A 26,430-nucleotide genomic window follows, 5' to 3' on the forward strand; every position below is an offset into this window, starting at 1 on the left:
TCACGACCTCCGCTCACGTCGCGCGATCCTGCGCCCCAACTCCTGAAAAGCTGTCCGCACCATCTCATTCAGCGCCACGTATGCGACCGTTGTGCCGCGATCTCCCTTGCCCATTCGTCTGAGGCTAGGCGTAATCCCTCTAGCCTTCAGTTCGCCAACCCTCTTGAACCATTCCTCTCTGACGTCCCGCAGGCGTTCGAGACATAGCACACCACCTTTCGCGAAGCTTTCCCGGTCGCGCAGGTTGATGGCTTCTTGGACTTTCTGATATTGTGAAAGTCGTGCACGATCCACAAAGGTTGGCAGCGCAAAGTGGAAGTGTTCGCCCTGGAGCTTGGTGAAGCTGAAGCGGGCAAGATCTGCAATGGTGCGCAGCTTGAGCTCACTCAAGGCACTTCCGGTCAACGTGACTTCGATCCTGGCACGCTTGTCTTCCTGTGGCAGCGCAATGAAACGGTCCTTGTTCCGATTGTTCGTGATCTTGTTCTGGATGCGGATCGATGCCGGGCCTGTCTTTTCCCAGTAGTAGACGGTGGAATCGAGAAAGGCAGCTTCCGGTGAAAGCTGATGGTGTAATCTACGCTTGATCGAGCTTGGGAGGAAAAAAGTCGGCTTTTCTTTTTCGCTCCACTGAAAACGCGGATGGTCGCGGTTCTTCGTCCAGACGTTCTTCGATGGCATGTATGTGCGCTGGAGAACCCCGAACATCGCTAGGCGATCTTCTTCGCTGCCGGAATGCGGATAGAAATCGATGCTGATCTCAAGCTTCGTGATCTTGGTCGGCTGCGCAAGCCCAGCAGCAGTTTTCGCAATGGCACCATCAAGTCGTTCGAGGTCAGCGATCCGCGGATCATGGATGACGATGTGAAAGGTAGTTGCAGAGTTCTTTTCGCCACCCACCTGCTCGCACCACGGCGACGGCAAACTGAGAGCACTAGATATCCATCGCCGGATAGCAGGGAAGTTGGTGCTGTTCTTCGTCACGATCTCCACTTCGACGAAATCGATAACCGCTTTGCAGAGAAACTGCTTCAGGTTGATCCGCGGAACGAGAGCGTAACGGTTCTGAAGTCGCGCCTGTGACCTGCGAAGATCTTCACGGCGGAACTCGACTTGGTGCGCGGGTGAGGTGGCTTCGCGATATGTCAGGGGCACAGAAAGCATGTCGTAAACCGGCGATGGAACGTGGTGTCCCCATTATAGCGGGGTCGGCGTTGGGTTGTCGCAGGAATGGCAATATTCTTTTTCGCCCACGCCCACAGACGGCTTAGATTTGGCCGCAGAGCCAAAATCAGGACCCGTTTCGGGTTGCGCTCTACGGTTTTGGCTGAGTAGCCAAAAGTCGCTTGCCGAGAGGGCAATTTAAGGTAATTTTGGTTCTCAGGCCAAAAGTGGGGTTCCGATGAAGATCACAACACCCAATGACCTTGGCATGCTGATCCGGGAACGCCGTGAGGCAATCGCCCTCAAGCAGGGTGATCTCGCCAGCATCGCGGGCGTTGACCAGGGCAACCTCTCCAAGATCGAACGCGGAAACACCACGGCCACCCTGGAGACTTACCTCCGGCTCTGTGCGGCTCTCGGCATCGATATCCTTGCGGAACCGCGCGCATGAGGATGGATGTCTGGATCGAAGGGCATGACGCTCCGGTGGGCCTGCTGGAGCGCCGGGAAGACCAGTCTCTGACCTTCACCTATGCGGAGGGTGCCGGACCCTCGCAGAGGCTCTCCTTGGCCCTCCCAGCGCGCCCTGAGCCCTATGCAGACGCAGCCTGTCGCGGCTACTTCGCAAATCTGCTGTTCGAGGGCCCGCAGTTGGAGCGGGTGCTCGATAGCTACCGGTTAGACCGTGGGGATGTGGGCGGTTTGCTCTTCCAGATGGGGGCCGACTGTCCCGGGGCAGTTTCGATCACTCCGCAAGGATCTGGGCCCGGGAAAACTCCCGGTCGTCTCCCGCGAGATTACGAACCGCTTGATGACGCCCGCATCCGGGAAATCGCTCGTTCACTTCATCTGCATCAGCGGCTTCCCGATCTTGGCCGCGATCCGTCACCGGTCGCTGGTGTCCAGGGCAAGATCGCAGTCGTCGAGCACAATGAAACCCTGTTCATTCCGCGGCCGGGATCGCGCGCGCCGACGACGCACATTCTGAAGGTTTCGCCTGCGTCGGATCCCGATGTTACCCGTCATGAAGTAGCGCTCCTCAAGACGGCCGAAGCTTGTGGGATCAAGACCGCACAATGCGAGGCCCTCGGTTTGACTGTCGATGGACGACGCATTCATGCACTGCTGTCGACCCGTTTCGATCGGATTGTCCAGAGGGAAGGCGATGACCTACTGGTTGCTCGGCTGCACACCGAGGACTTCTGCCAGGCCCTTGGCCTGCCTCCGGCACTGAAATACGAACGGGACAGCTTTAACGACGAGAACCGCTTTTGTGCTGCTGCGATCGGAAGGATCGCGCAGGGCGCAACCGTGCCGGCGATCTTCTTGCGCGACTTTCTCGCCCAGACGCTCTTCAACCTCCTCGTCGGCAACACGGACAATCACGCGAAGAACGGCTCCCTGATGCACAGGGGAGGCACTGTGACCTTGGCGCCGCTCTACGATGTCGTTCCAGTGTTCATGGATCGCCGCGTCACGCACCGCTTCTCGTTTCGACATGGCCGGGCAGAGTTCGCCGAGGACCTCACGAGAGAGGACCTATCTTTGCTTCCGAGTGATCTTGGGTTCAAGAAGCCCCAGATTGGTCGCGTGGAGGCACAGATCAAGGAAATGGCGAAGGGCATCGCCACTGCGGCTCCTGGCTTCGCGACGAAGGAGCTTCTCGATGCACTTTGTGCGCAGGCAGTGGTGGTCGAGCGGGCACTCGGTGCAAACTTCGAACTACCAGTGCGCGATTTCTATGATCGCGTCGAACGGGATGGAGAGGGAGATCGACCGGGCGGCTGGGGAGGTGTGAGTTAAGTCCGGCTAAGTGTTTCGGGATTGGGCATGGCAGCGGCTGAATAGAAGGCCGCGAAGCCTACCCCCGGCACTCAATGCCTCCGAGCACCCCGAATACGCTCATAAAGCTCCCTTGCCAAACCCTTATGAACCGCTGCCCGAAAGGGTTGATCACTCATGACCTTCGAAAAAACCTCTTCGTTGCCGTCCATACGGTCGATGAACAGCTCGTCCAGCATCCGCTCAAGGTATGAGGCGAAGTTATCATATTTGTTGGCGAGTGCGGCTTCGACAATGCGTTCATCGCCCTCAGCACTTTCGCGGACTTGCTCGAAAAAGAGTTGATCGGCACGAGTGAAGCTCGTCCCGAAACGCTCGTTCAACCGCTCAACGAGGTCTTTAAGCCCAACTTCTTCATCCTTCCTGCCCCCTGAACCCACATCGGTCGGGCCTTTCAGTGGGTCAGCCTCGCCATCATCAAGGCTGATTGATCCCTGGGTCATTTGCTGAATGCGAAAATACTTTAGTGCAACTTCGTCATCCAACGTGAACGATGACCCATCGCCGGGGGGCGGCAGTTTGGAAATCAGATTTCGGCAGAACGAGTAGAACTGCTCAAGTTCGCTGTCCTGATATGGAATGATCTGGGACAGGAATGCATAAAGGTTTCGGAATGCAGTGATCTGCCCTCTGAACTCCTCACGCTCCTCCTCTTCACGCCTTTGGAATGCGTCAACAGCGCGATCCAGTATGGCGTTCATCGTGCGGTGATCGCTAGCTGTGTGGTCCTTCTTCTTCCCATACCAAACAACAGAGAATGAGCTGACATCTTCCCTTGTGAACATCGCCCACTCCAACACCCTGTGCTGCAATTCGTTCAAGCGTTGAGGGTCCACGCTCTCGCCCATGGGCGTATCTTCGTAGTAGGGCTTGAACGCCTTGAAGATTTCGTCTTCCTCGTTGGCGAAGTCGAGAACGAAAGTGCGGGCCTTGCCCGGTGCCATTCGGTTCAAGCGGGAAAGCGTTTGGACAGCCTGCACTCCCGCTAGACGCTTCACCACATACATCGCCTGCAAAAGCGGCTGATCGAACCCAGTCTGATACTTTTCCGCGACCAGCAAGACGCGAAATTCATCGCTGTCGAATGTTTCGGGCAGTTCCGCTTCTGGAAGCCCGTTGTTCATTCCGACTTCGGTATACGCGCTTTCCGGGATGGCCGGGTCTTCCACCGTGCCCGAGAATGCAACAAGCGACTTGATGCCTGTGTAGCCGCGTTCTGCAATGTATCGGTCGAAGGCGAGTTTGTAGCGCACGGCTTCAAGCCGCGAGCCGGTGACAACCATTGCCTTTGCCCGCCCGCCGATCTCGTGCATCACGTTCGCGCGGAAGTGCTCCACGATGATCGTCACGACCTGCTCGATGTTATGAGGGTGCAGTGTCAGAAACTGGGTCAGCACTTTGGCAGCGGCCCGTTTCGGCACCTGCGGGTCATTCTCGATCTGCTTCACCAGTCCGTAGAAACGCTTGTAGGTCGTGTAGTTCTTGAGAACATCCATGATGAAGCTCTCTTCGATGGCCTGCTTCATCGTGTATTCGTGGAACGGCGACTGCCAATCCGGCCCCGGTTCATCGAACATGGCCTTGGTCTTGAACTTCGGCGTGGCCGTGAAGGCAAAAAAGCTCAGGTTCGGTTGGCGGCCCCGCCGTAGCGTGTCCCGCAGGATCGCCCGCTTTGCCTCTTCGGTCAGGTTCTCGTCTTCCACGTCCGAAAGCTGGGCAGCGATAGCCGCCTCGATCCCATCCCGGTTCAGCATCCCGCGCAGCGCCGATGCCGTTTCCCCGGTCTGTGACGAATGCGCCTCGTCCACGATCACGGCGTAACATTTGCCCGCTGTCGCAAGCGTCAGGTCTTCCCCCTTCTGTTCAAGGGTCCGCAGCGCCTGCGCGATGAACGGGAACTTCTGGATCGTCGAAATGATGATCGGCACACCGTTCGAGATCGCGCGGGCAAGCTGCTGCGTGTTCTCGTCGATCTTCTCCACCACTCCGGTCTTGTGCTCGAACTGGTAGATCGTGTTCTGCAATTGCTGATCCAGCACAAGGCGATCCGTCACCACAATCACGGAATGGAAAATCTTGGCATCCGCTGCGTCGTGCAACCCCGCCAGACGGTGCGCCAGCCATGCGATGCTGTTAGACTTGCCCGACCCTGCCGAGTGCTGGATGAGGTAGTTCCGCCCCGCCCCATGTGCCTTGGCATGGGCTACCAGCTTTCGCACCGCATCAAGCTGGTGATACCTGGGGAAGACCATCGTTTCCTTGCGAACGGTCTTCGGCCCCCGGTCGGTGGCGATCTTCTTTTCCTTCACCTCTAGGTGCATGAAGCGTTGCAGGATGTCCAAAAGGCTATCCCGCGCCAAGACCTCATCCCACAGGTAGGCGGTCTTCCAGTTGCCATCGACAGGCGGGTTGCCAGCCCCCCGGTTGTGCCCCTTGTTGAACGGCAGAAAGAACGTCTCGCCCCCTTTCAGGCGCGTCGTCATCCACACCTCGTCAGGGTCCACGGCAAAATGGACAAGGGCGCGTTCCTTGAACTTGAACATCAGATCGCGTTCGTCGCGGTCGCGCTCATACTGTGTCTTGGCATCCGCCGCCCTCTGGCCGGTGAGCGGGTTCTTCAACTCGGCGGTCGCAACCGGCAGGCCATTCACCGCAAGCGTCACGTCGAGGATGCAGCGCTTGGCCTTGCCACCGGGGGCCTTCTTGACCGAGGTGAAGGCCACCTGCCGGGTGATCGTCAGCCGGTTCTTGGCGTAAAGCGCGGTCGTCTCGGGGTTCATGCCCGTGTTCGGCTGGAAATAAGCCAGCCGCAGCGTTTTGCCGTAGCACCGGAACCCGTGGCGCAGAACGTGCAGCGTGCCCTTGGTGGCCAGTTCCTTTGTCAGGTCAGACAACACCTGATCCGCCGTCTGCGCCTTCAACAGCGCCTCTAGCTGATCCCATTTCTGGGGTTGGGTGTCGCGGACGAACCCCAGCACATCGGCAGGAAACAGACACAGGTCTTCGTTGAAATCGGCAGGCGAGCGCCGCGCATATCCGCCGTGCGCGGTCAGCCCGTGTTCAATCGCAATCTCGAAGGCTGTTTCGCTGTGCCCCGCCATCCTGTCATGCCCCACAACCGGCGATCAGGCCATCGTCGATCTCGATACCAGCGGCCTTCATGCGTCGGGCGAGCTTTACGGCAACCTCTTTGACGTGATCGTTGAACTCCAAGCGCAGAACGCCATCAACGTCGCTGGGGGTCTCCAATGCACCCTTCTTGAGGATGACCATTCGGTTGCGCCCCAGTGACGCCAGCACCATGCCTAATTCAAGGATCACGTTCTGACGTGCGCGGGGCTGTGTCGCATCGTCGCCTTTTGCTTTGGGATAGCCGAAATCGTCGGGCGTCATCAGGACAATGCCGAAGGTGGCTTCATGATAAATCTGCTGTTCCAAGGCTTCAATGATCGTGTTGGAACCGCCATCGTTGTTCTGCAAGATGTAGGGGTCGAGCCCGAGCCTGCGCAGGATCAGTTCAAGCTGTTCCAACGCCTGCGTGTCATGACCGTGGACCACGAAAATCTTGGTCTTTGCATCGACCGGGTTAGCGGCTGCGACGGGTGCGGCGGGTGCGCCATCTGCAAGGATCGCTTTAAGCGGGGCTTGTGCCGCTGGGACACCCTGATATTGGACAGTGCCTTTAGCGGGCCAATAGTTCAAAATGCCCTTCTCACGCGACCGAAAAACGTGCTTTCCGCCAGCTTCTTCGGACCAGGCACCCACGATGCCACTAGCCTCGACCCGTGCCTTTAGGGCTTCAATTCCTTCATGAAAAACGTCGGCCATGTTACACCTCCAACTGATTTCTTAGTGCGTCTGAATTACCCGCATCGGCGCAGCACTTTCTTTGTGATCCGCAACGAGAAGCGCCTTGATCTTGCCCGTCACAGCGGCGGTGACGAGGGCGGCGCGGTATTCGGTCAGCTTTTCGACGCTACTTGTGATCTTGGTCACAGCCTCATCATGGGCCTGTAAGGATGCCTCTAGGTGGTCAACTATTGCAGACTGTTCATCAACTGAGGGCACCGCGACCAGCGTTTCCTTTGACGTATCGACATTAAAGTGTGCTTGCAGCGCCCCTTCCGAGCCAAGCTGATACTGCACCTTGGCCACGCTGCTGTTCAGGAACCAGCCAAGAAATCTAGGCAACATCTCAACGGGCCTGCGGATGATTACCAAGTCAATACAGTTGCAGCCGTCAAACTCCTCTGTAACAACAGCAGTCGTCCCCGGATCGCCTGTCCTGACTGAAACCAGATCGCCTTCGTGAAGCTGGGATTTGGCATGAAACTCGTGCCCCTCGTCGCTGATAAGTCGTGTTTCTTGCAAGTCAAAACCCATGGGCCGGATATTGAGGCCACGCAGTGCCAGGGTGCCTTCTTCCGCATACCAATTCGCAGGAGTTACAACGATCCCGACACTCACCTTAGGGGTCAGATACTTGAGTTTCTTCACCTCCCAATGCGCCGGAACCTTACCGAGCCAGTCGATGCCGCTGTCTTTCAGGGGGGCGGAGGGGTTCAGGCCGCGGGTGACGGCGCGGGTGATGAGGGCTTGGCGTTTCTCGGCCAGACGGTCCAGAAGTGCCCGTTTCTTCTCGATCAGAGCATCAATCCGCGCCGTCTTGTCATCCAGATACCCCGCAATCCGCCGCTGGGTGTCAAGGTCCGGAAGGGGCAAGGGCTGATGCCCGACCGTCTCCCAATCCGCGCGGGGCATCTTCGTGCCGAACGTCTCGGCGTTGATCGTGTCAATGAAGGCCGAAGACGACAGAACATGGAACAGGAACCGGGGCAGGACGCGATCCGAGGACCGGAGGTTCAACAATTCGCCCGAGCTGATCCCGTCGAAGTCGGCATGATAGACCTTGGCGAGATACGGACGCAGTTTGTTGAACAGCACGTCGTCGCGTTGGAACACCCGCCCTTCCTTGTCGGCAGGTTCGGGGGCCTCCTTGAGCATCTTGCCCGTCCAAGAGGCGATATCCTCGTTCGAGATATAGGGCAGCTTCTCGGTGTCTTCGTCCGTGGGCTTGGTGGATGCGAAGGCGACAGACCACTTTACCCAATCAGCGGTCCAGCCATTTGGCAGGTCGTCGGCCCACGTCGGGCTGTTGCCGGGGCGTGCGACAAAGCTCATCCCGCCAGCCCTTCCAGCAGCTTGGCGATCTCGCCTTCCAGCGTTTCGATCTCGCCCTCGATCTCGTCCAATTCACGCGGGGGCTTGTAGACATAGAAATGCCGGTTGAACGGGATTTCATAGCCAACCTTGGTGCGGCCATAATCCACCCAGGCATCGGGCACATGTGGCAGCACCTCGGCGGCCATATAGGCATCAATGGCCGGGGTCATCAGCTTGACCAAGGCGCCGTTCAACTTGTTCTGCGGATCGGGGCCAAAGGGCATCGGCAGGGGAAGCTGTGTCCAGTTGGGCAGCGGCACGTTTTCCGTGTCGCGCAAATCCGGGTCAGGTTCGGGCCGGTTGCCCACCCATATGCATTCCTTGGCCTTCTGGTCTTTGTCTCCGATGGTCTGCCACAGCGTCTTGCGATCCGGTTTGGACAGCTTGATGTCCAGATCGGCGGCGGCTGCGACGACATCTGCGTCAAACTCGGCCAAGTCCATGTAAAGGCGGCTGGCATCCATCGCCTCGACCACCGCACGCATGGTCCCGACCGGGTGCGTGTCGGGATCCAGTAGGTGCAGCCGCGCGATCCGTTCGGGCGTGGTCTGGAAATTCATGCGCAGGGGCCTTTCCACGACGATGCGCAGGAAGCCGAATTCGTGGTTCTTGAAGATGCGCGAGACGGTGCGGATTTCGCGTTCGCCCGTCTTCTTGTTCACCACCACCTCGGCCTGTTCGCCGTCGCGGTAGTTGCCATAGATGCGGGTCAGGTGCGCGATCTGATCTTCGGTGATCCGGTTACGCTTGTTGTTCAGGCTCTTGTCCATCCGCTCGGCGAACAGGGTGCCGTCGATCAGTTGCACCTTGCCGCGCCGCTCAGCCGGTTTGCGGTTCGTGACCATCCAGACGTAGGTGTAGATGCCGGTGTTGTAGAAAAGCTGATCCGGCAGGCCGATGATCGCATCCAGCCAGTCGTTTTCGATGATCCAGCGGCGGATGCTGGACGGCCCACCGCCCGCGCTGCCAGAGAAGAGGGGCGAGCCGTTGAACACCACCGCGATCTTGGACCCGTCGCCGGGGGTGTCGGGATCATCGGGGCTGCGGTGCATCTTGGAAATCATGTGCTGGAGGAACAGCAGCGACCCATCGTCGATGTCGGGCGTGCCCGCGCCAAAGCGGCCTTTGAAGCCAAGCTCCTTGTGCTCTTTCTCGACGACCTTTTTCTGGTCCTTCCAGTCGACCCCAAAGGGCGGGTTCGCCAGCATGTAGTGGAACTGGTGCCCCTCGAAACCGTCCTTGGTTTTGCCGTCGCCCAGCGTGTCGCCAAGGATGATGTTGTCGGTCTCTTCATCCTTGATGAGCATGTCCGAGCAGCAGATCGCCCAGCTTTCGTCGTTGTATTCCTGCCCGTAGAGGGCAAGGTTAGCGGCCTTGTTGCCCGCGCGGATGTGCTGTTCCGAGACCGAGAGCATCCCGCCCGTGCCGCAGGTCGGGTCATAGATCGTGCGGTAGATGCCGGGTTTGTAAACGTCCTGTTCGCCCGTGTAGACGAGGTTCGCCATCAGTTCGATGACCTCGCGGGGGGTGAAGTGATCCCCTGCCTCCTCGTTGGCCTGTTCGTTGAACTTCATCACCAGATGCTCGAACAGGTAGCCCATCTGGAGGTTGTCCACCTCGTTCGGGTGCAGGGGCACCGTCGCCATCTGCTGGACGATGTTGAACAGGCGGTTGCTGTCGTCGAGCTTCTGGATTTGCTCGGCGAAGTTGAACTTCTCGAAGATCGCGCGGGCCGTGGGGGAGAAGCCGTTGATATAGGCAACGAGGTTCGGCGCGATGCTTTCGGCATCGGCGGTCAAGCGCGCGAAGGTGTATTTGCTGGTGTTGTAGAGGGGCTGCTTGCGCTTGGGGTCCGCAACCCGCGCCAGCATCTTCTCCATCGCCTTTTCGTTCGTGCCAGCCGCCTTGAGGCGCATATGCTCATCATGAACCCGGTCAATGCTATCTTCCAGCACGCAGTCAAGACGGCGCAGGACTACCATAGGTAGCATTACCAGCCGATACTGCGGTGGGCGATACGGACCTCGCAGACGCTTCGCGATCTCCCAGATTTCGTCGGTAAGTTTCTTATGCTGTTGAACGTTCACGAAAATCCGCCTCGAAAACCCGCTTTTCTGCTGAAGGAACATTCTTTCAGGAAAAATGTCTACGGTTTGTTGGTCCCGCTCGTCAGGTCGCTTCACTTGCGCGAAGCGTCTATCATCATTGCAACTCCAAGGCTGCCGCCTGGCTGATCTGTCGAATCCGAATTCTCTTTGAGTGTTCATGTAGAGGCAGTCTGGAGACTACTTGAAGCCTTGGACCAAACCGACTCACGATGGTTGTCATTCGACGGGTCCAGTGCAATCGTGGTCAGCACGCACCACGACCGTTACAAAAGTCAGCTCGCACCAATGTAACAATTATGGACGTAAGTATCTGTTTTTAAAGGTAGTGTGAAGAATTCAATCCTCTCTTGCAGCACCATCCATCCCCTTTATTGCGCAGAAGTATCTGATCCATAACGGATTTGTGCCGCCCATTAGTGCAGATGGCTTTTGCTGATGAGATACGTGATGCCTTATCCAGAACTCAAGGACCGTAACCCGGAGCGGTTAATTGGTCACATCGACCGCATGCCAAGCATGGATGAAATGAGGCTGCCGTTTCTGGATCGTTTCAGGTGCTACGAAAGGTGCCACCGACAGAGTGCCAAGCTGCGCGCGGGTGAGCAGGGGGTGGATTCTCGCGCCATACAGTTCTGCAAGCCGGTGTTCGGGAAGGGGATGACCGCAGACCTGTGACGCGATCGCGGCGGCGATCGCGATCCGCGCCGAGATGTCCATCATCCGCAATCCCTGCGGGCCGGGGTAGAAACTCTCTGCCGCTGCCCCGGCGGCATTCACAATCCCGTGCCGTTCCAGCAGCAGGTGATGATAGGTGACCTCGCGCACCCCGTGTGAAATACGCGCCCCGCCGAAACCGATTTGGGCCAGATGGCGGGCGCGGACCAGAACTTTTTCGCCTCTGGCATCGCGCATGCGGACGGCATGTTGCGGTGAAAGTCGCAGGGCGCGGCTGTTCCCGATGGCACCCGTGGGAAAGTGAACGGGCCGGCGATCCGGGTTGCGCGTCAGGTCGTCAGCATCCAGATGCCGCGCGCCGGCCCAGATGATGCGGCTTGGTCCGGCCTCGGTCAGGACGTGTTGCCCGGTCGCCAAATCCTCGACCCGGCACCAACCTTCGGGTGTCAGGATGGGTGTCCCGGCGGCAAAGCATGGGATTCCCATTGCATAGAGGCTCGCCTTGCCACTGGCCTGCTGGACGGAGACCCCCTCAAGCACCACCCGCTCGCCGCCCGGAAAGGTGAGGACCGCATCGCCGCTGCCGTCGCCCATGGTGTCGGAGATCGTCACATCCTGCCAGGTGACCGGATCGCCATTGCCGTTCGTCAGTTCCGACACATCAAGCTGGTCGACGGTGCGCCCATCCACCACCGTCATGTCGAAGCCGGCAACCCGGTCCGATCCGCCTGCACCGGTCAGTTCAATGACGTCCGCGCCTTCGCCCCCTGCGAGGAGGTCATCCCCCGCCCCACCGCGCAATGTATCCGCACCGGCCCCGCCAGTCAGCGTATCATTCCCGCCATCGCCGCGCAGCAGATCGTCGCCGGCCCCGCCCGAAAGCCGATCATCGCCGTCGCCGCCGTCAAGCGTGTCGGATCCGTCTCCGCCGAACATCACGTCATTCGTGGCATGCCCACCGCCCCAATCCGCGCCGCCATAGGCGACGACAAGGACGGGGATGCCATCCGCAGGGCCCTGAAGCGTCTGGTTGTCTGCCTCATCCCCGGTCATCACCCGATAGGTGACACCGTTGAAACTGGCGAATTCCACCCCGCTCAGCGCGTCGGTGCCATCCGATACTCCGGGGCCCGAGGTCACCACCAATTCGCCATTCGGCCCGCGGTCGAAGGTGTAATCCGTCACGTCGCCGGAGAAGACCGCCCTGTCGTTCCCGTCTCCGCCGAACAGGACGTCATTCCCTGTCCCGCCCACCAGTGTGTCGTCGCCGTCTCCGCCATATAGGCTGTCGTTGCCCGACTCGCCCTCAAGAAGGTCATTTCCGGTGCCGCCCAGGGCACTGTCATCGCCAATGCCGCCCCGGACAGTATCCTCCCCGCCGCCAGCATCGATGCTGTCATTCCCAGCACCGGACAGGACCAGATCGTTCCCGCCTCCGGCGGCGATGACGTCATTAGCGCCATCTGTTCCGTCGATCTGGTCGCCCTGTGCATCGGCATAACCCGAGCCGAAGGTGTCGGCACCGTTCGTGCCGTCCACAACCCCCACACTGTCGATCTGTTCGATCCCCGAGAAGGTCACCGTGCTGCCATCGGCCAGCGTGATCGTGCCCGCCTCGCTGTTGCCATTAGCATAGGTAATGCTAGCTCCTGCGCCGACGCGCAGGATATCCCAGTCGTCACCCGTTTCGCCGCCATCGACCGTGTCATTTCCACTGGCGATCAGGGTGTCGCGTCCTCCCCCGCCGAAAAGGCTGTCGGCCCCGGCGAGACCGGCGATCAGGTCGTCGCCATCGCCACCATAAAGCGCGTCTCCGTTCCCGGTCCCGCCATAGAGCGTGTCATTCCCGGCCCCGCCGAAGAGGTTGCCTTGCGAATTATGCGTGGTCAGCGTGTCCCCGAAGGCAGACCCCACGACATTGTCGACGCCGGTCAGGGTATCACCGGCCGCATCGCCGCCGTTGCCCGTGCCGGTAAGGAGATTGACCGTCACGCCCTGTGAAGAGGCGCTGTAATCCGCTGTGTCCCGGCCCGCACCACCGACGAGGGAGTCCGCCCCGGCGCCACCTATGAGTGTATCGTCGCCGTCCCCGCCATCAAGTGTGTCGGCCCCCTCTCCGCCAGAGAGAGTATCATTGCCTGTTCCGCCATAGGCCAGATCGTTTCCTGCCCCGGCACTGACCGAGTCGTTCCCGGCACCAGCGTTCACAGTGTCGTTGTTGCCATCCGCCCCGTCGATCTGGTCTCCTTCGGCATCGGTGACGCCTGCAGCGATCACGTCGTTCCCGGCCGTTCCGTCAATCGCGCCGGTATAGCGGATTGCTTCCATCTCGCTGAAGGTCAGGAGTCCACCGCCCGATGCATTGGTGAAGGTGACCGTCCCGCTTTCGCCGTTGCTGCCATAGCTGATCGACTGCACATCCGCCCAATTCAGCACGAGCGAGTCGCTGTCGGTTCCGCCTTCGCCGCCGACGATTGTGTCGCCTGCGCCGCCGAAAATGGTGTCGCTGTCATCTCCACCAAGGATGCTGTCCGCCCCAGCACCCCCAACGATCAGATCCGCGCCCGTTCCGCCAAAAAGCCTGTCATCGCCAGCACCGCCATCCAGCGTGTCGTTCCCGCCACCGCCTTGCATGGAGTCGTTGCCAAGGCCACCAGAGAAACTGTCCCGTCCGGACCCGCCGAAGACCGAGTCATTGCCGGCACCGGCGGCTATGGTCATGCCGCCCGTATCTGCGTTGGCATTGATGTTGTCAGCCCCTTCCGTTGCCCGGATCGCCTCGATCTCGGTAAAGGTCAGGGTCTGACCGTTGTTGGAAATCGTACCCGCCCCGGTTCCCGAGAAGGTGACGGTTGTCGTTCCGGTTACAGGCGCAGAATTCAGGTCCAGCGTGTCGAAATCGTCTCCCGACGACCCGCCGTCGACGAAGTCTCCGGCCCCCGCCACCAACGTATCGCGTCCCGCCCCGCCGTAGAGCGAATCGCTTCCTCCCTCGAGGTCAGTGCGCGAGGTGATGAGATCGTTGCCATCCCCGCCATAGGCCATGTCGGCGGCCTGATCGCTTGCGGTCAGGTCGATGACGTCATCTCCGACATCGCCAGAAACCGTGTCCGCCCCGCCGCCTCCGATCAGCGTATCATTGCCATTCCCACCCAGCAGAGAATCGCTTCCGGACCCGCCATCGATGCTGTCGTTGCCATCCTCTCCCTGCAGGATGTCATTCCCGTTCCCCCCCAGAACGGTGTCATTGCCTCCGCCGACAAAGATCGTGTCGTTGCCGTCGCCACCATCGACATAGTCGTTGAACGCGCCGGCCTGTGACCCGGCCAGATCGTCGATCAGGTCATCGCCGGCGCCGCCGAAGACATTGTCATTGCCGGTTCCGAAGTAGAGGATGTCGTTGCCGTCATCGCCATAGACCCAGTCCGTCCCGGCCCCGGAGTCGATGCTGTCTGCGCCGATCCCGCCGAAAATGGTATTGTTGCCGGACCCCCCGATGATCCTGTCGGCCCCGCCCTGGCCGTAGATCGTCTGCCCATCCGAATCCGCGCCAGCGTTGATGGTGTCGTTGTTCTCGGTTCCGCCGACGATTTCGGCCCCGGAGAAGCTGCCGCTCGCCATACCTCCTGAAAATGCGTAGGTCGCGGCGTCATTGCCGGTGAAATTGACATTCACGCCATTCGCGCTGGCGAAATTCGCGAACCAGACGGCGTCCTGATCCCCCGCACCTTCGCCAAGGTCATAGACATCGCCGTTGTGGTCATCGGTGATGCCGGCCATGTCGTTTCCGGCCCCGCCGAACAGCGTGTCGTTTCCGGCCCCGCCAAAAAGAGAGTCGTCCCCATCATCGCCATAGACAAGATCATCGCCAGCCCCACCGATGATACTGTCGTTTCCGGCCCCGCCACGCATCGTGTCGTTCCCGTCGTCACTGGTCCAGTTGCCGATGACGTCATTTCCGTCGCCGCCGTTGATAGAATCCGCACCGGCACCGCCGAAGACCGTGTCATTGCCGGTCGCGGCATCGACGGTGTCGTTGCCGCCCCCGGCGCTTACGCTGTCATTTCCACTTCCTGCGGCGATGTAGTCGTTGCCGTCGGTAACCTTGTCCCCCTGCGCATCCGTGTAGCCCACATTCATGGTATCTGCGCCGGAGGTGCCATCAACCGATGAGATGAAGTCCCCCGCCACCCTTTCGACACCCATGTCGCCCGTGGCGGTGGAAACGCTGTTCAGGCTGAGCGACAGAATCGGCTTTGCCGTCAAGGCGACCTGATCGCTGTTGTTGGTCAGTTCCGGCGCCAGATAGGTGTTGCCGTTGACATCCTGAAAGACCGTTGCTGTGATCGTCGCAGTCGTACCGTCGGCGTAGGTTATGACCGCGTTGTAGATCGCGACAGCATCAAAGTTCTGCGACGCGCCGCCGTTTATGCGGAACGTGTCATAGCCACCGCTGTTGTCGGTGTCATATGTCTCGTCCTCGTCTTCGGTCGTATCGTTGGCCGACAGCGTACGCACCTGTCCGCTGAGTGGGCTGGTGCTTGTTCCGTAAGTTCCAAGGATACCTGCCGCATTCTCGGCGAATTCGTTGCCTTGCGTTGTATCGATCTTCGGCAGAGTGCCAAGGAAGATGACTTCATATGTCGTCGCCATTCTGCAACCCGCACCCTTCGACTGTCTGGCCGTGCAGGAAAGGCCTCTTCCTTGATCCCTTGCCCGGAACGCGACTGTGCCGGTTGAACTGGAAAAGCTGACGAAGCCGTGATGCACTCGGATCGCAAGACGTCAGGGCACGGCGCGGTTTTAGGGGCGCGTGGCCGATGCAGACTTCTGGCAGTTGCATATAGACTGTCCCTGCCTATCCTGCCGCCCGTAATGGTCGCCCGACCAGGGCAATGCCTAGTCGGCGGTGTGGCGCAGAAATGTGCGAGTCTTCGAGGAACTGCCAGGCCTGCAGGGTCCTACAGGACGAACGGTTAATTGACGTTGATCGCGCGGTCATATGCGTTGATAACCTTGCGACGGTTGGTTGGCCTCGATCGGAGGCAAGGTTTGAACGGAGGCGAGTGGTTGGCAGGTCCGGTCCCATCGATCCTTGCAGCATGTGGGCTTGGCTTGATGTTTCCGGCAGTTTGTTCCGCAGGTCCTTTTGCCGGGTCTCTTGCTGGACGTTGTGGCGGAAAGCTTCCGGCTTCCGCGCTATCCAGACACAAAGCCCCGGCTCTCTGAGCGTGCCTTGCCTGGGGATGCTATCTTTGACCGCTCTTCTGGCGCGCGTTGACAGCCAGGCCCGCCAGGCCTTTGGGTTAAAATGAATTACGGATCGTGAGGACGGAAATTGGCGGACATCCAGAATGACATCACCGGGCTCCAGCCTTCCTCTGGTTGCGCAGTCGTCGTGGCGCATCCGGATGATGAGGTGTTGTGGGCCAGCTCGCTTCTGGCATCGGCGCGTAAGACGATAGTTTGTTACGGCGATCTTTCAGGCAAACCCGTCTTCTCTACGGGGCGGCGCAAGGCCGTTTCGGCGCTTCCCCTGAACGGGGTCGAGAACCTATGCCTGACCGAAGCCAGCATGTTCAATCATGCGACCTGGCCAAATCCGGAAGAGATCGCCGAGGGCTTGGCACCGCGGCGCTTGCCTCTTGGCCTACATTCAGCGGTTCTCGCCAGCTATCGGCGCAATTTTTCAGAGCTTTGCCGATTGCTGGAGCAGCATCTGGCCGGGATCGACACGGTGGTGACGCACAATCCATGGGGCGAGTACGGGCATGAGGATCATGTGCAGGTCTTTCGGGCGGTGGAGGCGGTGCAGAAACGCCTTGGCTTCAAGATCTGGGTGACGGGGTATGTAAGCGACAAGGCCGCCCTCCTTATGCAGCAGCATCTTCATCGGCTTGGCCCCCGGTCGCGCGCTCTGGCAACCGACCGGCCGTTGGCAGAGCGTTGCCGCGACATATACATCCAGAACGGTTGCTGGACGTGGCCCGATGCCTTTGTCTGGCCGGAACAGGAATGGTTCTTTCCACTGCGCACCGATGGCGCGACGTCGGCCCCCGTGACGCCATGTGCGGTGCAGCCCGTGCAGATGAACTTCATCCGCTTCTATTACACGCCCCCAAGCCGCTTTGCGCACAGCCTGAAATGCGCCGCGCGGCATGTGTTCTTCCGTCTGGTCCGGGCCTTTCCTGCCTTCGGCGCTTTCGCCGAGAAGGTGCGGGGGCGCTGATACAGGGCTTTCAGGCCCCGGAAAGGCGCAACCTTGTTTCCGTCTCAAGTGCCGATGCATCAAGCGGTTGCTCTGTGTCGACGGCTATCGACGGGAACATGCCGAGAGATCGTGCGCGCGTCGCCAGTTGTTCCAGTTCCGGGACGTAATCCAGACCGGGATGCCCAGCCGGACGGGTGCCCACACGCCGTGCATAGCGATCCGCCACGATGGCCGGGCGGGCGTGGCACCAGATTTCCACCGCCTGCGAGATCCCCGCGCGGATCATGCCCGCCCGCAAGATATCAGGCGGTTGAAAGCCGAACCATGCGTCGATGATGATGGTGGCATCGGGCGCGTGCTGGGCGACCATGTCGAACATGGCGTTGTAGGCGGCAAGGCCGAAGCGCCGGTTGGTCGGGCGGTCTACAGGGGCGAATTCGGTGAGGAAGGGGTTCTTGACCGTGTCGAGCGACAGGACGGGCCAGCCGGTCCGCGCCGAAAGCGCGGCAGCGACCCCGGATTTCCCGGAGGCGGGAACCCCGTTCACGAGGACCGCGCGCCGCCCCTTGCCCAAGGCGGCGAGAGCGGCGCCCGTGACCCCTGCATCGTCGCCAAGGGCCGCCGCGCGCACCGGGCCTTCGAACCAGCTTCTGGCGGCGGGCACGCCTTCCAGAGCGGCAAGCGCTGCTGCTCCGGCGCCGCCTCCTATCAGCACCGCCTCGGGGGCGAGGGTGGTGATCAGCGTGTCGATGGCTTGGCGCAGCGGTGCCGCCCAAGCCCGCAGCACCCGTGCAGCGATCGGGTCGGTTGCCTGCCGATGAAGCAGGTCTTCGACGCGCAGATGGACAGGCAGGCCGGCTTCGAAGAGGTGGATGCCGAAGGCGGTGCCGGAACTTTCGGTTTCGACGCATCCCTGCCTGCCGCAGACGCAGCGTCGACCTTCGGGCACCACTATCAGGTGGCCTAGTTGCCCCGCCGTGCCGCGCCCGCGCAGGAGGTGACCGTCATCGAGGATCGCGCCGCCGATGCCGGTGCCGATGGTCAGCAGGACGACATGGGAAAGACCGCGTGCGGCACCGCAGCGGGACTCGCCCACGAGCGCCATGTTGGCATCGTTGTCTATTGTGACGGGGAGGCCTGTCCCTTCGCCAAGCCGCGATGCGAAGGGGATCGTGGACAGGTCCACGTAACCCCCAGAAATCGCGAGCTGATTGGAGAAATCCACCTGACCGGGAACACCGACGCCCAAAGCGGCGGTCGTCTCGTCGCGCAGGGCGGCGACAAGGTCGAGGCATATCTGCAGGCATCCTTCCGGGTCGCGGTCCGTGGGGACGGTGCGGCGCGCGAGGATCGTGCCATCCGCGGCGATGCGGGCCGCCCGGATGTTCGTGCCGCCGATGTCGATGCCGATGGCGGTGCGCGGCATCATGTCAGCGACGCGGCATGTGCCGCCCGATGACGGCCTGAAGTTCGCGCAGGCGGGGCAGGGCGATGCGGGTAAGCCGTTCCCGCGTGACCTCGCGGTCAAGCGAGATGCAATCCTTCCAGAGCGAGCGCCCCGCGATCACGCCCGATGCGCCGTTGGCCATGGCTGTCTCCACCTGTCCGAGGAAGGTCGCATGGTCCACGCCCGCCGACAAGACCGCCCAAGGCACCTCGCCGGCCATGCGTGTGATGTTGGCGCAGGCTTGAGCCGTGCCGGGAAAGGGAATCTTGAGGAGTTTCGCGCCAAGGTCGAGACAGAGGCGGCTGCCGCCCTCGATCAGGGACGGGAGCGCCGCGGCGTGGCGTGCCTTGTCTTCGTCCGGGAGCGCATAGGTGAGGAATTCCACCACGAGGAGAAGGTCTTCGGATGCGAAATCCTCGATCACCTGTTCGAGGAGGTGCAGGTTGTGGAGGTTCGCCGCCGGAATGTCGGAGCGGAGGTAGACCATGATCTTGCCGCCCGTGGCCCCGAGTTCGCGCACGCGCCGCGCGCTGATGCCGGGGACAAGTTTCGAGAGCCGATAGCCTTCGGGCGTGCTGGCATAGCCGGAGTCGTCCAGTCCGACTAGAAGCGCGGTGGAGCGGTGCAGGTGGCCTTCGTCGATCATCTTGGGCAGGGCGCAGACCGGATCGACCAGAACGGCAGTGGCATGACGTGCAAGGTGGGTGGCGATGTCGATCTTGGTGTCGCCCAGAATGTCGGTGCCGACAGCGGATTGCGCCTCGGGCGTGTCGGCGAGCAGGGTGCGCATCCCGCCACGCTGATCGCAGGCGATGACCATCATCGCCCCCTCGTCGCCACAGATCATCTGATAACCGCGGCGCTCTGCCGTCGTCATTCCTGCCATGGACCCTGACCTTTTCCTTTGCATAGCGCCGGGGCGCGGGAGTATTGCGCTGCCACGCCCGACCCTGCCCATGATGGCGATTGCCAGATCGGGGCAAGATGCTATGGTGACGAGGGTCTGTAACACGTTGCAGAAAGGAATTGCAATCTGTCTCAAACCCTGACGCCAGAGGCCAGCGAAACCCGTGCCCTGATGCATATGGTGGCCAAGATGCATTATGAGTCCGACCTGCCGCAGGTGCAGATCGCCAAGCAGCTTGGCCTGTCCACCGCCACCATCTCGCGCCTGTTGCAGCGGGCGCGGACCGAGGGGATCGTGCGGATCGAGGTGCGCGATCTGGTGGTGCCTGATGCGTTGGGTGCGGCGTTGGAGCGTGCCTTGGGCCTGCGGCGGGTGGCGGTGATCGAATCACCCCCCGGTGGTGGGGGCATGGCGCTGGCCGGCCCGCTGGGCACCATGCTGAAGACGGCGAACATGGCGCCGGGGGCGGTGCTTGCCCTTGGTTGGGGACGGGCGATCGGGGGGGTGCTGGAGGCGGGGTTGCCGCCGATGCCGGGGGTTCTGGTCGTGCCCGCCACGGGGGGGATGTCGCAGCATCAGGCGCATTTCCAGATCAACGAATTCGCCCGCGTTGCGGCGGAACAGATTGGTGGGACTGCATTTTTCCTGCATGCTCCGGTTCTGCCAAGCGCCGTGGCGCGTGAGAGTTTCCTGGCCGATCCGGGGATCGCACAGGCCGTTGCCCTCTGGGACAGGATTGATGTCGCGGTGGTGGGCGTGGGGCTTCCCCATGCGCTGAACGCCCCCGATGCAAGTGTCGCGACCCCGGATGAGCAGATGCTTGTAGATGCGGCGGGGGATGTCGTGCGACACTACTTCGACGTGCAGGGCACTCCGATCGACTGGGAGGGGGCGGAGCGGTTGATCGCCGTCTCGCCCGAGCAACTGCGCAAGGCGAGGCTGTGCATCGGCGTCGCCTCGGGGGAGGCAAAGGCGGAGTCGATCATCGGGGCGGCACGTGCCCGATTGATCAATGCTTTGGTAACGGATGCAGCCACGGCGCAGGCCATCCTAGACAAGTTTTCTGCATCTGCCTGAAAACGTTTGCATACGCAGAAAGAAATTGCAGAAGAAAATTTCTCTTGACCTCGGGGCGCAACCGGCCTTCTCTGTTGGCACTTGAAACGAAGGCCACGGTCTGACCGAGGAGCGGCCCGGAGTGCCTTTACGGGAGGAGAAAGCATGAAACGCCGTTCGATTCTGGGCGCGGCCGCCGCCGCATCCGTCGCGATGACGCTGGGTATGGGTGCTGCCCATGCGCAGGATGACAAACTGACGATTGCGCTGATTCCGGGTCTGACCACCGATGCCTTCTACATCACCATGCAGAAGGGTGCGCAGGCGGCTGCCGATGCGCTTGGCGTGGAGCTGGTGTTCCAAGGGGCGCCCGACTTCAACCCCGTGACGCAGGTTCCGGTGCTTGATGCCGTGATCGCGCGCCAGCCGGATGCGATCTTGATCGCACCGACCGACACCACGCAGCTGATCGAGCCGCTGCGCAAGGCGCATGATGCGGGGATCCCGGTGATCACCGTGGATACCTTCATCGGCACGGGCCAGTATCAGACCGGCGCGGGCGATGCCGATTTCCCGCTGGCCTATATCGCGTCCGACAACGTGCTGGGTGGCAAGATCGCGGCGCGGGCGCTGGCTGCGGCCATCGGGGGCGAGGGCAAGGTCTTCGTTTCGAACGTGAAGCCGGGCATTTCCACCACCGACCAACGCGAGGCGGGGTTCAAGCAGGCGATGGCGGAAGAGTTCCCGAACATCACCGTGCTGGAGACGCAGTTCAACGACAATGACGCGAACAAGGCCGCCTCGCAGTTGCAGGGCGTTCTTGCGCGGGAGTCGGATCTGAAGGGCGTGTTCGGGGCGAACCTGTTCTCGGCGCTGGGCGCGGCGAACGGGGTGCAGCAGGCGGGCCAGAGCGGCGTGGTCAAGGTCGTGGCCTTCGATGCGCCGGGGTCCATCGTGGACAATCTGAATACAGGGCTCGTCGATGTGGCCATCGCGCAGCATCCCGCCGAGATCGGCTATTTCGGTGTGGTGTCGGCATTCGCGCATCTGACGGGCAACTCGATCCCTGTGAACATCGGCACAGGATTCACCATCATCACTAAAGACAACGTTACCGACCCGAACGTCGCCAAGTACATCTATTCGGAATGAGCCGGGCGCCCCTGCGGGGGCGGGTCATCCGCAAGTGACGACGCGCCCCGGGGGCCTTGTCCCCGGGGCGCGCTTCGAAGGGGCCTTCGGGGCCGAAGACAGGGCTGATGCATGACAATCGACGCCAAGACTGAGACGGGCGCGTCTCCCGGGGGGCATGTTTCGCCGCCTGCCGACCATGCCGATATGGCTAAGACCACAATCCAGCGGATCGCGGACCTGCGGGCGTGGCTGTTCCTTGCCGCGTTGATCATCGGGTTCGAGGTGTGGAGCCGGATGTCCTTTGGCGGGACCTTCATCTTCAACCCGTTCAACATCACCTCCATCGCCATCTTTGCGGTGGCGCCGCTGCTGCTGGCGACGGGGCAAACCTTCGTCATCATCTCGGGCGGGATCGACCTGTCGATGGGCTTCATCATGGGGCTGGCCGCCGTCGTGGCCGCGCATGTGATCAACTGGGCGACGCCGGGGATGGGGATGCCCATGGCGGTGCTGTTTGGGGCGCTGGTCGCCATCGCGGTGGCGATGATACCCGGTTTCATCAACGGCATCCTCGTGTCGCGGTTGAAGGTGCCGCCTTTCATCGGGACGCTGGGCATGTTCGGCGTGGCGCGGGGTGTCGCGTTCCTGCTGGCCGGTGGCACGACGGTGCCAGTGCAGAATTCCTTCTTCGCGACGCTCGGCAACGGTCGCATCTTCGGCGTGCCGTGGATCGTGATCATTACGGCGGTCTTCGTTCTGGTGATGCATTACCTGCTGAGCCAGACGCGGTTTGGCCAGCACAACTATGCCATCGGGGCGAATGAGCAGGCCGCGCGGCGGGCGGGGATCGACATCAAGGCCCATATTCTGAAGCTATACATCCTGTCGGGGATGTGCGCGGGGCTGGCCGGTGTTCTTTATGCCGCGCGGTTCAGTGCAGGCGCGGCGCAGGCGGGGGAGCCGCTGCTGCTCGATTCCGTGGCCGCGGTCGTGATCGGCGGGGCGAGCCTGTTCGGCGGATCGGGGACGATCCTTGGGACGGTGGCGGGGGCCTTCGTGATTGCGGTGATCCAATATGGCCTTGTCTTTATCAACGTGGAGCCGTTCTGGCAGTTCATCTCGGTGGGTGTGGTCATCATCATCTCGGTCCTGATCGATCAAGCGCAGCGTCGCATCAGCGGAGGGCGGCAGAGTGAGTAACGCATCCCCCCTTCTGGAAGTGCGGAACCTTTCCAAGAGTTTTGGTGCGGTTCACGCCCTGCGCGATCTGACCATGCATGTGGCGGCGGGCGAGGTGGTCGCGCTGGCTGGTGACAACGGCGCGGGGAAGACCACGCTGATCAAGGCGATCTCGGGCGTCTACAAACCCACATCCGGCAAGGTGCTGCTGGAGGGGCAGGAGGTGGATTTCTCCTCTCCGCAGGAGGCGCGGGAAAGGGGGATGGAGACGATCTATCAGGACCTCGCGCTGGCGGACAACCTGACCATCGGGGCGAATATCTTTCTGGGCCGCGAGCCGATGACGAAGCGGTGGGGGTTCCTGCCGGTGCTGGATCGCAAGAAGATGGCTGAAGCGGCGCGCGAGACGATGGCGCTGCTCGATTTCCATGTGAACCGGCTGGATGCGCCGGTGTCCAACTTCTCGGGCGGGCAGCGGCAGGCGGTTGCGATCGGGCGGGCTGTCTATTGGAATGCGCGGATCCTGATCATGGATGAGCCGACCGCAGCGCTGGGCGTGCCGGAACAGCGCAAGGTCATCAGCCTGATCCACCAGTTGAAGGCGCAGGGGCGGGGGGTGATTTTCATCTCGCATAACTTGCAGGACATCTTTGCGGTTTCGGACCGGATCGTTGTGCTACGGCGGGGTGTGATGGCGGGGGAGCGGCGGATCGCAGAGACCACCCATGACGAGGTGGTCAAGCTGATGATCGGGGGCTGAGGCCCGCGCGGCGGAAGGAGAGTGACATGCCGGTGAAGGAAGACCGCCTGCTGCGGGTGGGTGTGCTGGGTTGCGGGCCGATTGCGCAGGCGGCGCATTTCGAAAGCTGCACGAAGGCGCGGAACGCGATGCTGTGGGCGATCTGCGATGTGGCGGATGATCTGCGCGAACGGATGGCGGCGACCCATGCGCCGGAAAAGCAGTTCGCGGATTACGACGCGATGCTTGCCGATCCGGAGTTGGAGGCGGTCATCATCGCCACATCGGATGCGTTCCACGTTCCCGCCGCGCGGCGGGCGATGGAGGCGGGGAAGCACGTGCTGTGCGAGAAGCCCTTGGCCGTATCTGTCGAAGAGGCGGAGAGCCTGCGCGGGGTGGCGGCGGCGAATGGTGTCGTGCTGCAGGTCGGGCACATGAAGCGGTTCGATGCCGGGTTGCAGGCGGCCAAGCGGTTCATCACGGATGAGATGGGGGCGATGGTCGCGCTGAAGGCGTGGTATTGCGACAGCACGCATCGCTATCCGATGACGGATGCGGTGCAGCCGCTGATGGTGACGTCGAAGCATGCGCGGAAGCCTGCGGAGAACCCGAAGGCCGATCTGGACCGTTACTACATGCTGGCGCATGGCAGCCATCTGGTCGACGTGGCGCGGCATTTCGCGGGGCCGATGGTGGCGGTGGATGCGCGGCTGTCCAACCGGGCGGGGATACGCTGCTGGTTCGTGGATGTGGAATTCGCCAATGGCGTGCTGGGGCATCTGGACCTGACGGTGGCGGTGCGGATGGACTGGCACGAAGGGTTCCAGATCTACGGCGAGAACGGGTCGGTGATCGGGAAGACCTATAACCCGTGGTACTACAAGTCGTCCGAAGTGGACATCTTCCGCGAGGCGGACGGGGCCACGCATCGGGTGCTGGGGGCGGATGGGCATTTCTACCGGCGGCAGTTGGAGGGATTTGCCGACGTCATCCTGAAGGGCGCGTCAATGGAGGGGGCCGATCTTGAGGATGGCATCGCAAGCGTGCGGGCGATGGTGGCGATTTCCGAGTCCGTCCGCTTAGGGCGGCCTGTTCGGCTGGATCAGGTGGCGGGACCGGTCTGATGCGGTTGGGCATCTTTGCCAAGACCTTTGCTGGAAGCGATCCGGGAACGGTGATGGCTGCCGCGCGGGCTGCCGGTTTTGATGCTGTGCAATATAACATGGCCTGCTCCGGGCTGGCGGCGATGCCGGACTCCCTGAGCGATGTGGAGGCCGCTGCCGTGGCTGCGGCGGCGCGCGCGGCGGGGGTCGCGGTTGCTGCGGTATCGGGGACCTACAACATGATCCATCCCGATCCCGCGCTGCGTGCGGCGGGGTTGCGGCGGTTGGGCCTACTGATCGACCGGGCTGCGGCGATGGGGACGGGCATGGTGACGCTTTGCACCGGAACGCGGGACTCCGCGGATCAGTGGCGTCACCATCCCGACAACTCGACGCCTGCGGCATGGCGCGATTTGCTTGAGGAGATGGGCAAGGCCTGCGCACTGGCCGAGGCGCGGGGGGTCCGGCTGGGGGTAGAGCCAGAACTGGCCAATGTGGTGGACGGTGCCCGGGCGGCGCGGCGGTTGATCGATGCGCTTGCCAGCCCGGCGATTGCCATCGTGCTGGACCCGGCGAACCTGTTCGAGGTGGCAGGGGCGGCAGAGCGGCGGCGGTTGGTTGAAGAGGCGGTTGATCTGCTGGGCGATCGGATCGCCATGGCCCATGCCAAGGACCGTAACGCGAATGGAAGCTTTGCCACCGCGGGCAAGGGTGTGATCGACTTTGCGCATTTCTTGGCGAAGTTGCGGGAGGCCGGATTTGACGGGGATCTGGTGACGCATGGACTGGCTGCCGAGGAGGCGGCGGGCGTCGCCGCCTTTCTGCGGGGGCTTGGGGCGTGACGCCGACCGGCTGGATCGAGAGGGACGGGTTCCGGCTGGCCCTCCATGATGCGGGCGGGGCGGGGCGGCCCGTGATCTTTCAGCACGGGCTTTGCGGCGATGCGCGGCAGACGGCAGAGGCCTTTCCCGACGATCCCCGCCTGCGTCGCGTGACGCTGGAATGCCGGGGGCATGGCGCGTCGGATTTCGATCCCGCGCCGTCGCTGGCAGCCTTTACCGAGGATGTCGCCGCCGTTGTGGAGCGCCTTGGCGGGCCGGTTCCGGTGGGCGGGATATCCATGGGGGCGGCGCTTGCCTTGCGACTTGCGGTGCAGCACCCGTCGCTTGTGTCGCGTCTGATCCTTGTGCGCCCTGCATGGCCCGCCGGGTTCGGGGCCCCGGAGAACCTGCGGCCGAATGCCGAGGTGGGGATGCTGCTTTACCGCTTTCCCGTCGTCGAGGCGCGGGAAGAATTCCTGTCTTCCGAGACGGCGCGGCAACTGGCGGTGGAAGCGCCGGACAATCTGGCCTCGCTAACAGGGTTCTTCGCGCGTGCGCCGGTGTCGCGGACGGCGGTCCTGCTGAGCGCGATGTCCCGGGAGGGGCTGGGGGTGGGCGCGGCCGATCTTGCCGCCTTGCGGCTGCCGGTTCTGGTGTGCGGCACAGCAGAGGATGCGATCCATCCGGTGGAACTGGCAAAGGGTCTTGCCGCGGGCATTCCCGGTGCGGGCTATGTGGACCTGCCGCCCAAGGGGCGGGACAAGGCGGCGCATTTGGCGGTGCTGCACAGGGCGATTTCGGATTTTCTGATGGAGTGAGGT

At 61.8% G+C, this 26,430-nt stretch carries 18 protein-coding genes; 10 read left to right on the plus strand and 8 right to left on the minus strand.

Annotation, left to right across the window (positions count from 1 at the left end):
• Window positions 1–1,164, minus strand: a complete 1,164-nt coding sequence (locus TabM4_RS04545) for a hypothetical protein (protein ID WP_434619062.1) — start codon at window positions 1,162–1,164, stop codon at window positions 1–3.
• Between the two features lie 238 nt (window positions 1,165–1,402).
• Here TabM4_RS04545 and TabM4_RS04550 point away from each other — a divergent pair, with 238 nt between their 5' ends.
• Entirely contained in the window at window positions 1,403–1,615 is a 213-nt protein-coding gene (locus TabM4_RS04550) for a helix-turn-helix domain-containing protein (RefSeq protein ID WP_434619065.1), read from the plus strand.
• 2 nt (window positions 1,616–1,617) lie between these two features.
• Window positions 1,618–2,967, plus strand: a complete 1,350-nt coding sequence (locus TabM4_RS04555) for a HipA domain-containing protein (protein WP_434619068.1) — start codon at window positions 1,618–1,620, stop codon at window positions 2,965–2,967.
• A gap of 71 nt (window positions 2,968–3,038) precedes the next feature.
• On the opposite strand, the gene TabM4_RS04560 is transcribed toward TabM4_RS04555, so the two are convergent.
• From TabM4_RS04560 to TabM4_RS04580, 5 genes are all read right to left on the minus strand, one after another.
• Complete coding sequence (locus TabM4_RS04560; RefSeq protein ID WP_434619071.1) at window positions 3,039–6,107, minus strand: type I restriction endonuclease subunit R; 3,069 nt, start codon at window positions 6,105–6,107, stop codon at window positions 3,039–3,041.
• A gap of 4 nt (window positions 6,108–6,111) precedes the next feature.
• On the minus strand, window positions 6,112–6,834 hold the full coding sequence (locus TabM4_RS04565; RefSeq protein WP_434619074.1) for a TIR domain-containing protein: 723 nt from the start codon (window positions 6,832–6,834) through the stop codon (window positions 6,112–6,114).
• Window positions 6,835–6,855: 21 nt separating this feature from the next.
• Window positions 6,856–8,187, minus strand: a complete 1,332-nt coding sequence (locus TabM4_RS04570; protein WP_434619077.1) for a restriction endonuclease subunit S — start codon at window positions 8,185–8,187, stop codon at window positions 6,856–6,858.
• Window positions 8,184–10,496: an N-6 DNA methylase gene (locus tag TabM4_RS04575; protein WP_434619080.1), complete on the minus strand. Its 2,313-nt coding sequence runs from the start codon at window positions 10,494–10,496 to the stop codon at window positions 8,184–8,186. The genes TabM4_RS04570 and TabM4_RS04575 overlap by 4 nt, the downstream gene beginning before the upstream one ends.
• Before the next feature lie 327 nt (window positions 10,497–10,823).
• The gene (locus TabM4_RS04580) at window positions 10,824–15,665 is read right to left on the minus strand and encodes a Hint domain-containing protein (RefSeq protein WP_434619083.1); all 4,842 of its coding nucleotides are present in this window, start codon (window positions 15,663–15,665) and stop codon (window positions 10,824–10,826) included.
• 685 nt (window positions 15,666–16,350) lie between these two features.
• On the opposite strand from TabM4_RS04580, the gene TabM4_RS04585 reads away from it, so the two are divergent.
• Window positions 16,351–17,241 carry a PIG-L deacetylase family protein gene (locus TabM4_RS04585; RefSeq protein ID WP_434619086.1) on the plus strand — a complete coding sequence of 297 codons (891 nt, stop codon included), beginning with the start codon at window positions 16,351–16,353 and terminating at the stop codon, window positions 17,239–17,241.
• Between the two features lie 10 nt (window positions 17,242–17,251).
• Here TabM4_RS04585 and TabM4_RS04590 read toward each other — a convergent pair whose 3' ends face one another.
• Both TabM4_RS04590 and TabM4_RS04595 read right to left on the minus strand, forming a co-directional pair.
• The gene (locus tag TabM4_RS04590; RefSeq protein ID WP_434619089.1) at window positions 17,252–18,652 is read right to left on the minus strand and encodes an ROK family protein; all 1,401 of its coding nucleotides are present in this window, start codon (window positions 18,650–18,652) and stop codon (window positions 17,252–17,254) included.
• Between the two features lies 1 nt (window position 18,653).
• Window positions 18,654–19,556 (minus strand): tagatose-bisphosphate aldolase, encoded by a 903-nt coding sequence (locus tag TabM4_RS04595; RefSeq protein ID WP_434619092.1) that lies wholly within the window; start codon window positions 19,554–19,556, stop codon window positions 18,654–18,656.
• Window positions 19,557–19,766: 210 nt separating this feature from the next.
• On the opposite strand from TabM4_RS04595, the gene TabM4_RS04600 reads away from it, so the two are divergent.
• The 7 genes from TabM4_RS04600 (at window position 19,767) to TabM4_RS04630 (ending at window position 26,427) form a co-directional block, all read left to right on the plus strand.
• Window positions 19,767–20,654, plus strand: a complete 888-nt coding sequence (locus tag TabM4_RS04600; protein ID WP_434619094.1) for a sugar-binding transcriptional regulator — start codon at window positions 19,767–19,769, stop codon at window positions 20,652–20,654.
• A 144-nt stretch (window positions 20,655–20,798) separates the two neighbouring features.
• Window positions 20,799–21,785 (plus strand): ABC transporter substrate-binding protein, encoded by a 987-nt coding sequence (locus tag TabM4_RS04605; RefSeq protein ID WP_434619097.1) that lies wholly within the window; start codon window positions 20,799–20,801, stop codon window positions 21,783–21,785.
• 186 nt (window positions 21,786–21,971) lie between these two features.
• Window positions 21,972–22,967 (plus strand): ABC transporter permease subunit, encoded by a 996-nt coding sequence (locus TabM4_RS04610; RefSeq protein WP_434619100.1) that lies wholly within the window; start codon window positions 21,972–21,974, stop codon window positions 22,965–22,967.
• Entirely contained in the window at window positions 22,960–23,706 is a 747-nt protein-coding gene (locus tag TabM4_RS04615) for an ATP-binding cassette domain-containing protein (RefSeq protein WP_434619103.1), read from the plus strand. Before TabM4_RS04610 ends, TabM4_RS04615 begins: the two co-directional genes overlap by 8 nt.
• A gap of 26 nt (window positions 23,707–23,732) precedes the next feature.
• The gene (locus TabM4_RS04620) at window positions 23,733–24,809 is read left to right on the plus strand and encodes a Gfo/Idh/MocA family protein (RefSeq protein WP_434619106.1); all 1,077 of its coding nucleotides are present in this window, start codon (window positions 23,733–23,735) and stop codon (window positions 24,807–24,809) included.
• Window positions 24,809–25,630 (plus strand): sugar phosphate isomerase/epimerase family protein, encoded by an 822-nt coding sequence (locus TabM4_RS04625; RefSeq protein WP_434619109.1) that lies wholly within the window; start codon window positions 24,809–24,811, stop codon window positions 25,628–25,630. Before TabM4_RS04620 ends, TabM4_RS04625 begins: the two co-directional genes overlap by 1 nt.
• Entirely contained in the window at window positions 25,627–26,427 is an 801-nt protein-coding gene (locus TabM4_RS04630; RefSeq protein WP_434619112.1) for an alpha/beta fold hydrolase, read from the plus strand. Before TabM4_RS04625 ends, TabM4_RS04630 begins: the two co-directional genes overlap by 4 nt.
• Window positions 26,428–26,430: the final 3 nt, after the last annotated feature.

The sequence above is a fragment of the Tabrizicola sp. M-4 genome (genome assembly GCF_051132405.1).
Classification (GTDB): domain Bacteria; phylum Pseudomonadota; class Alphaproteobacteria; order Rhodobacterales; family Rhodobacteraceae; genus Paragemmobacter.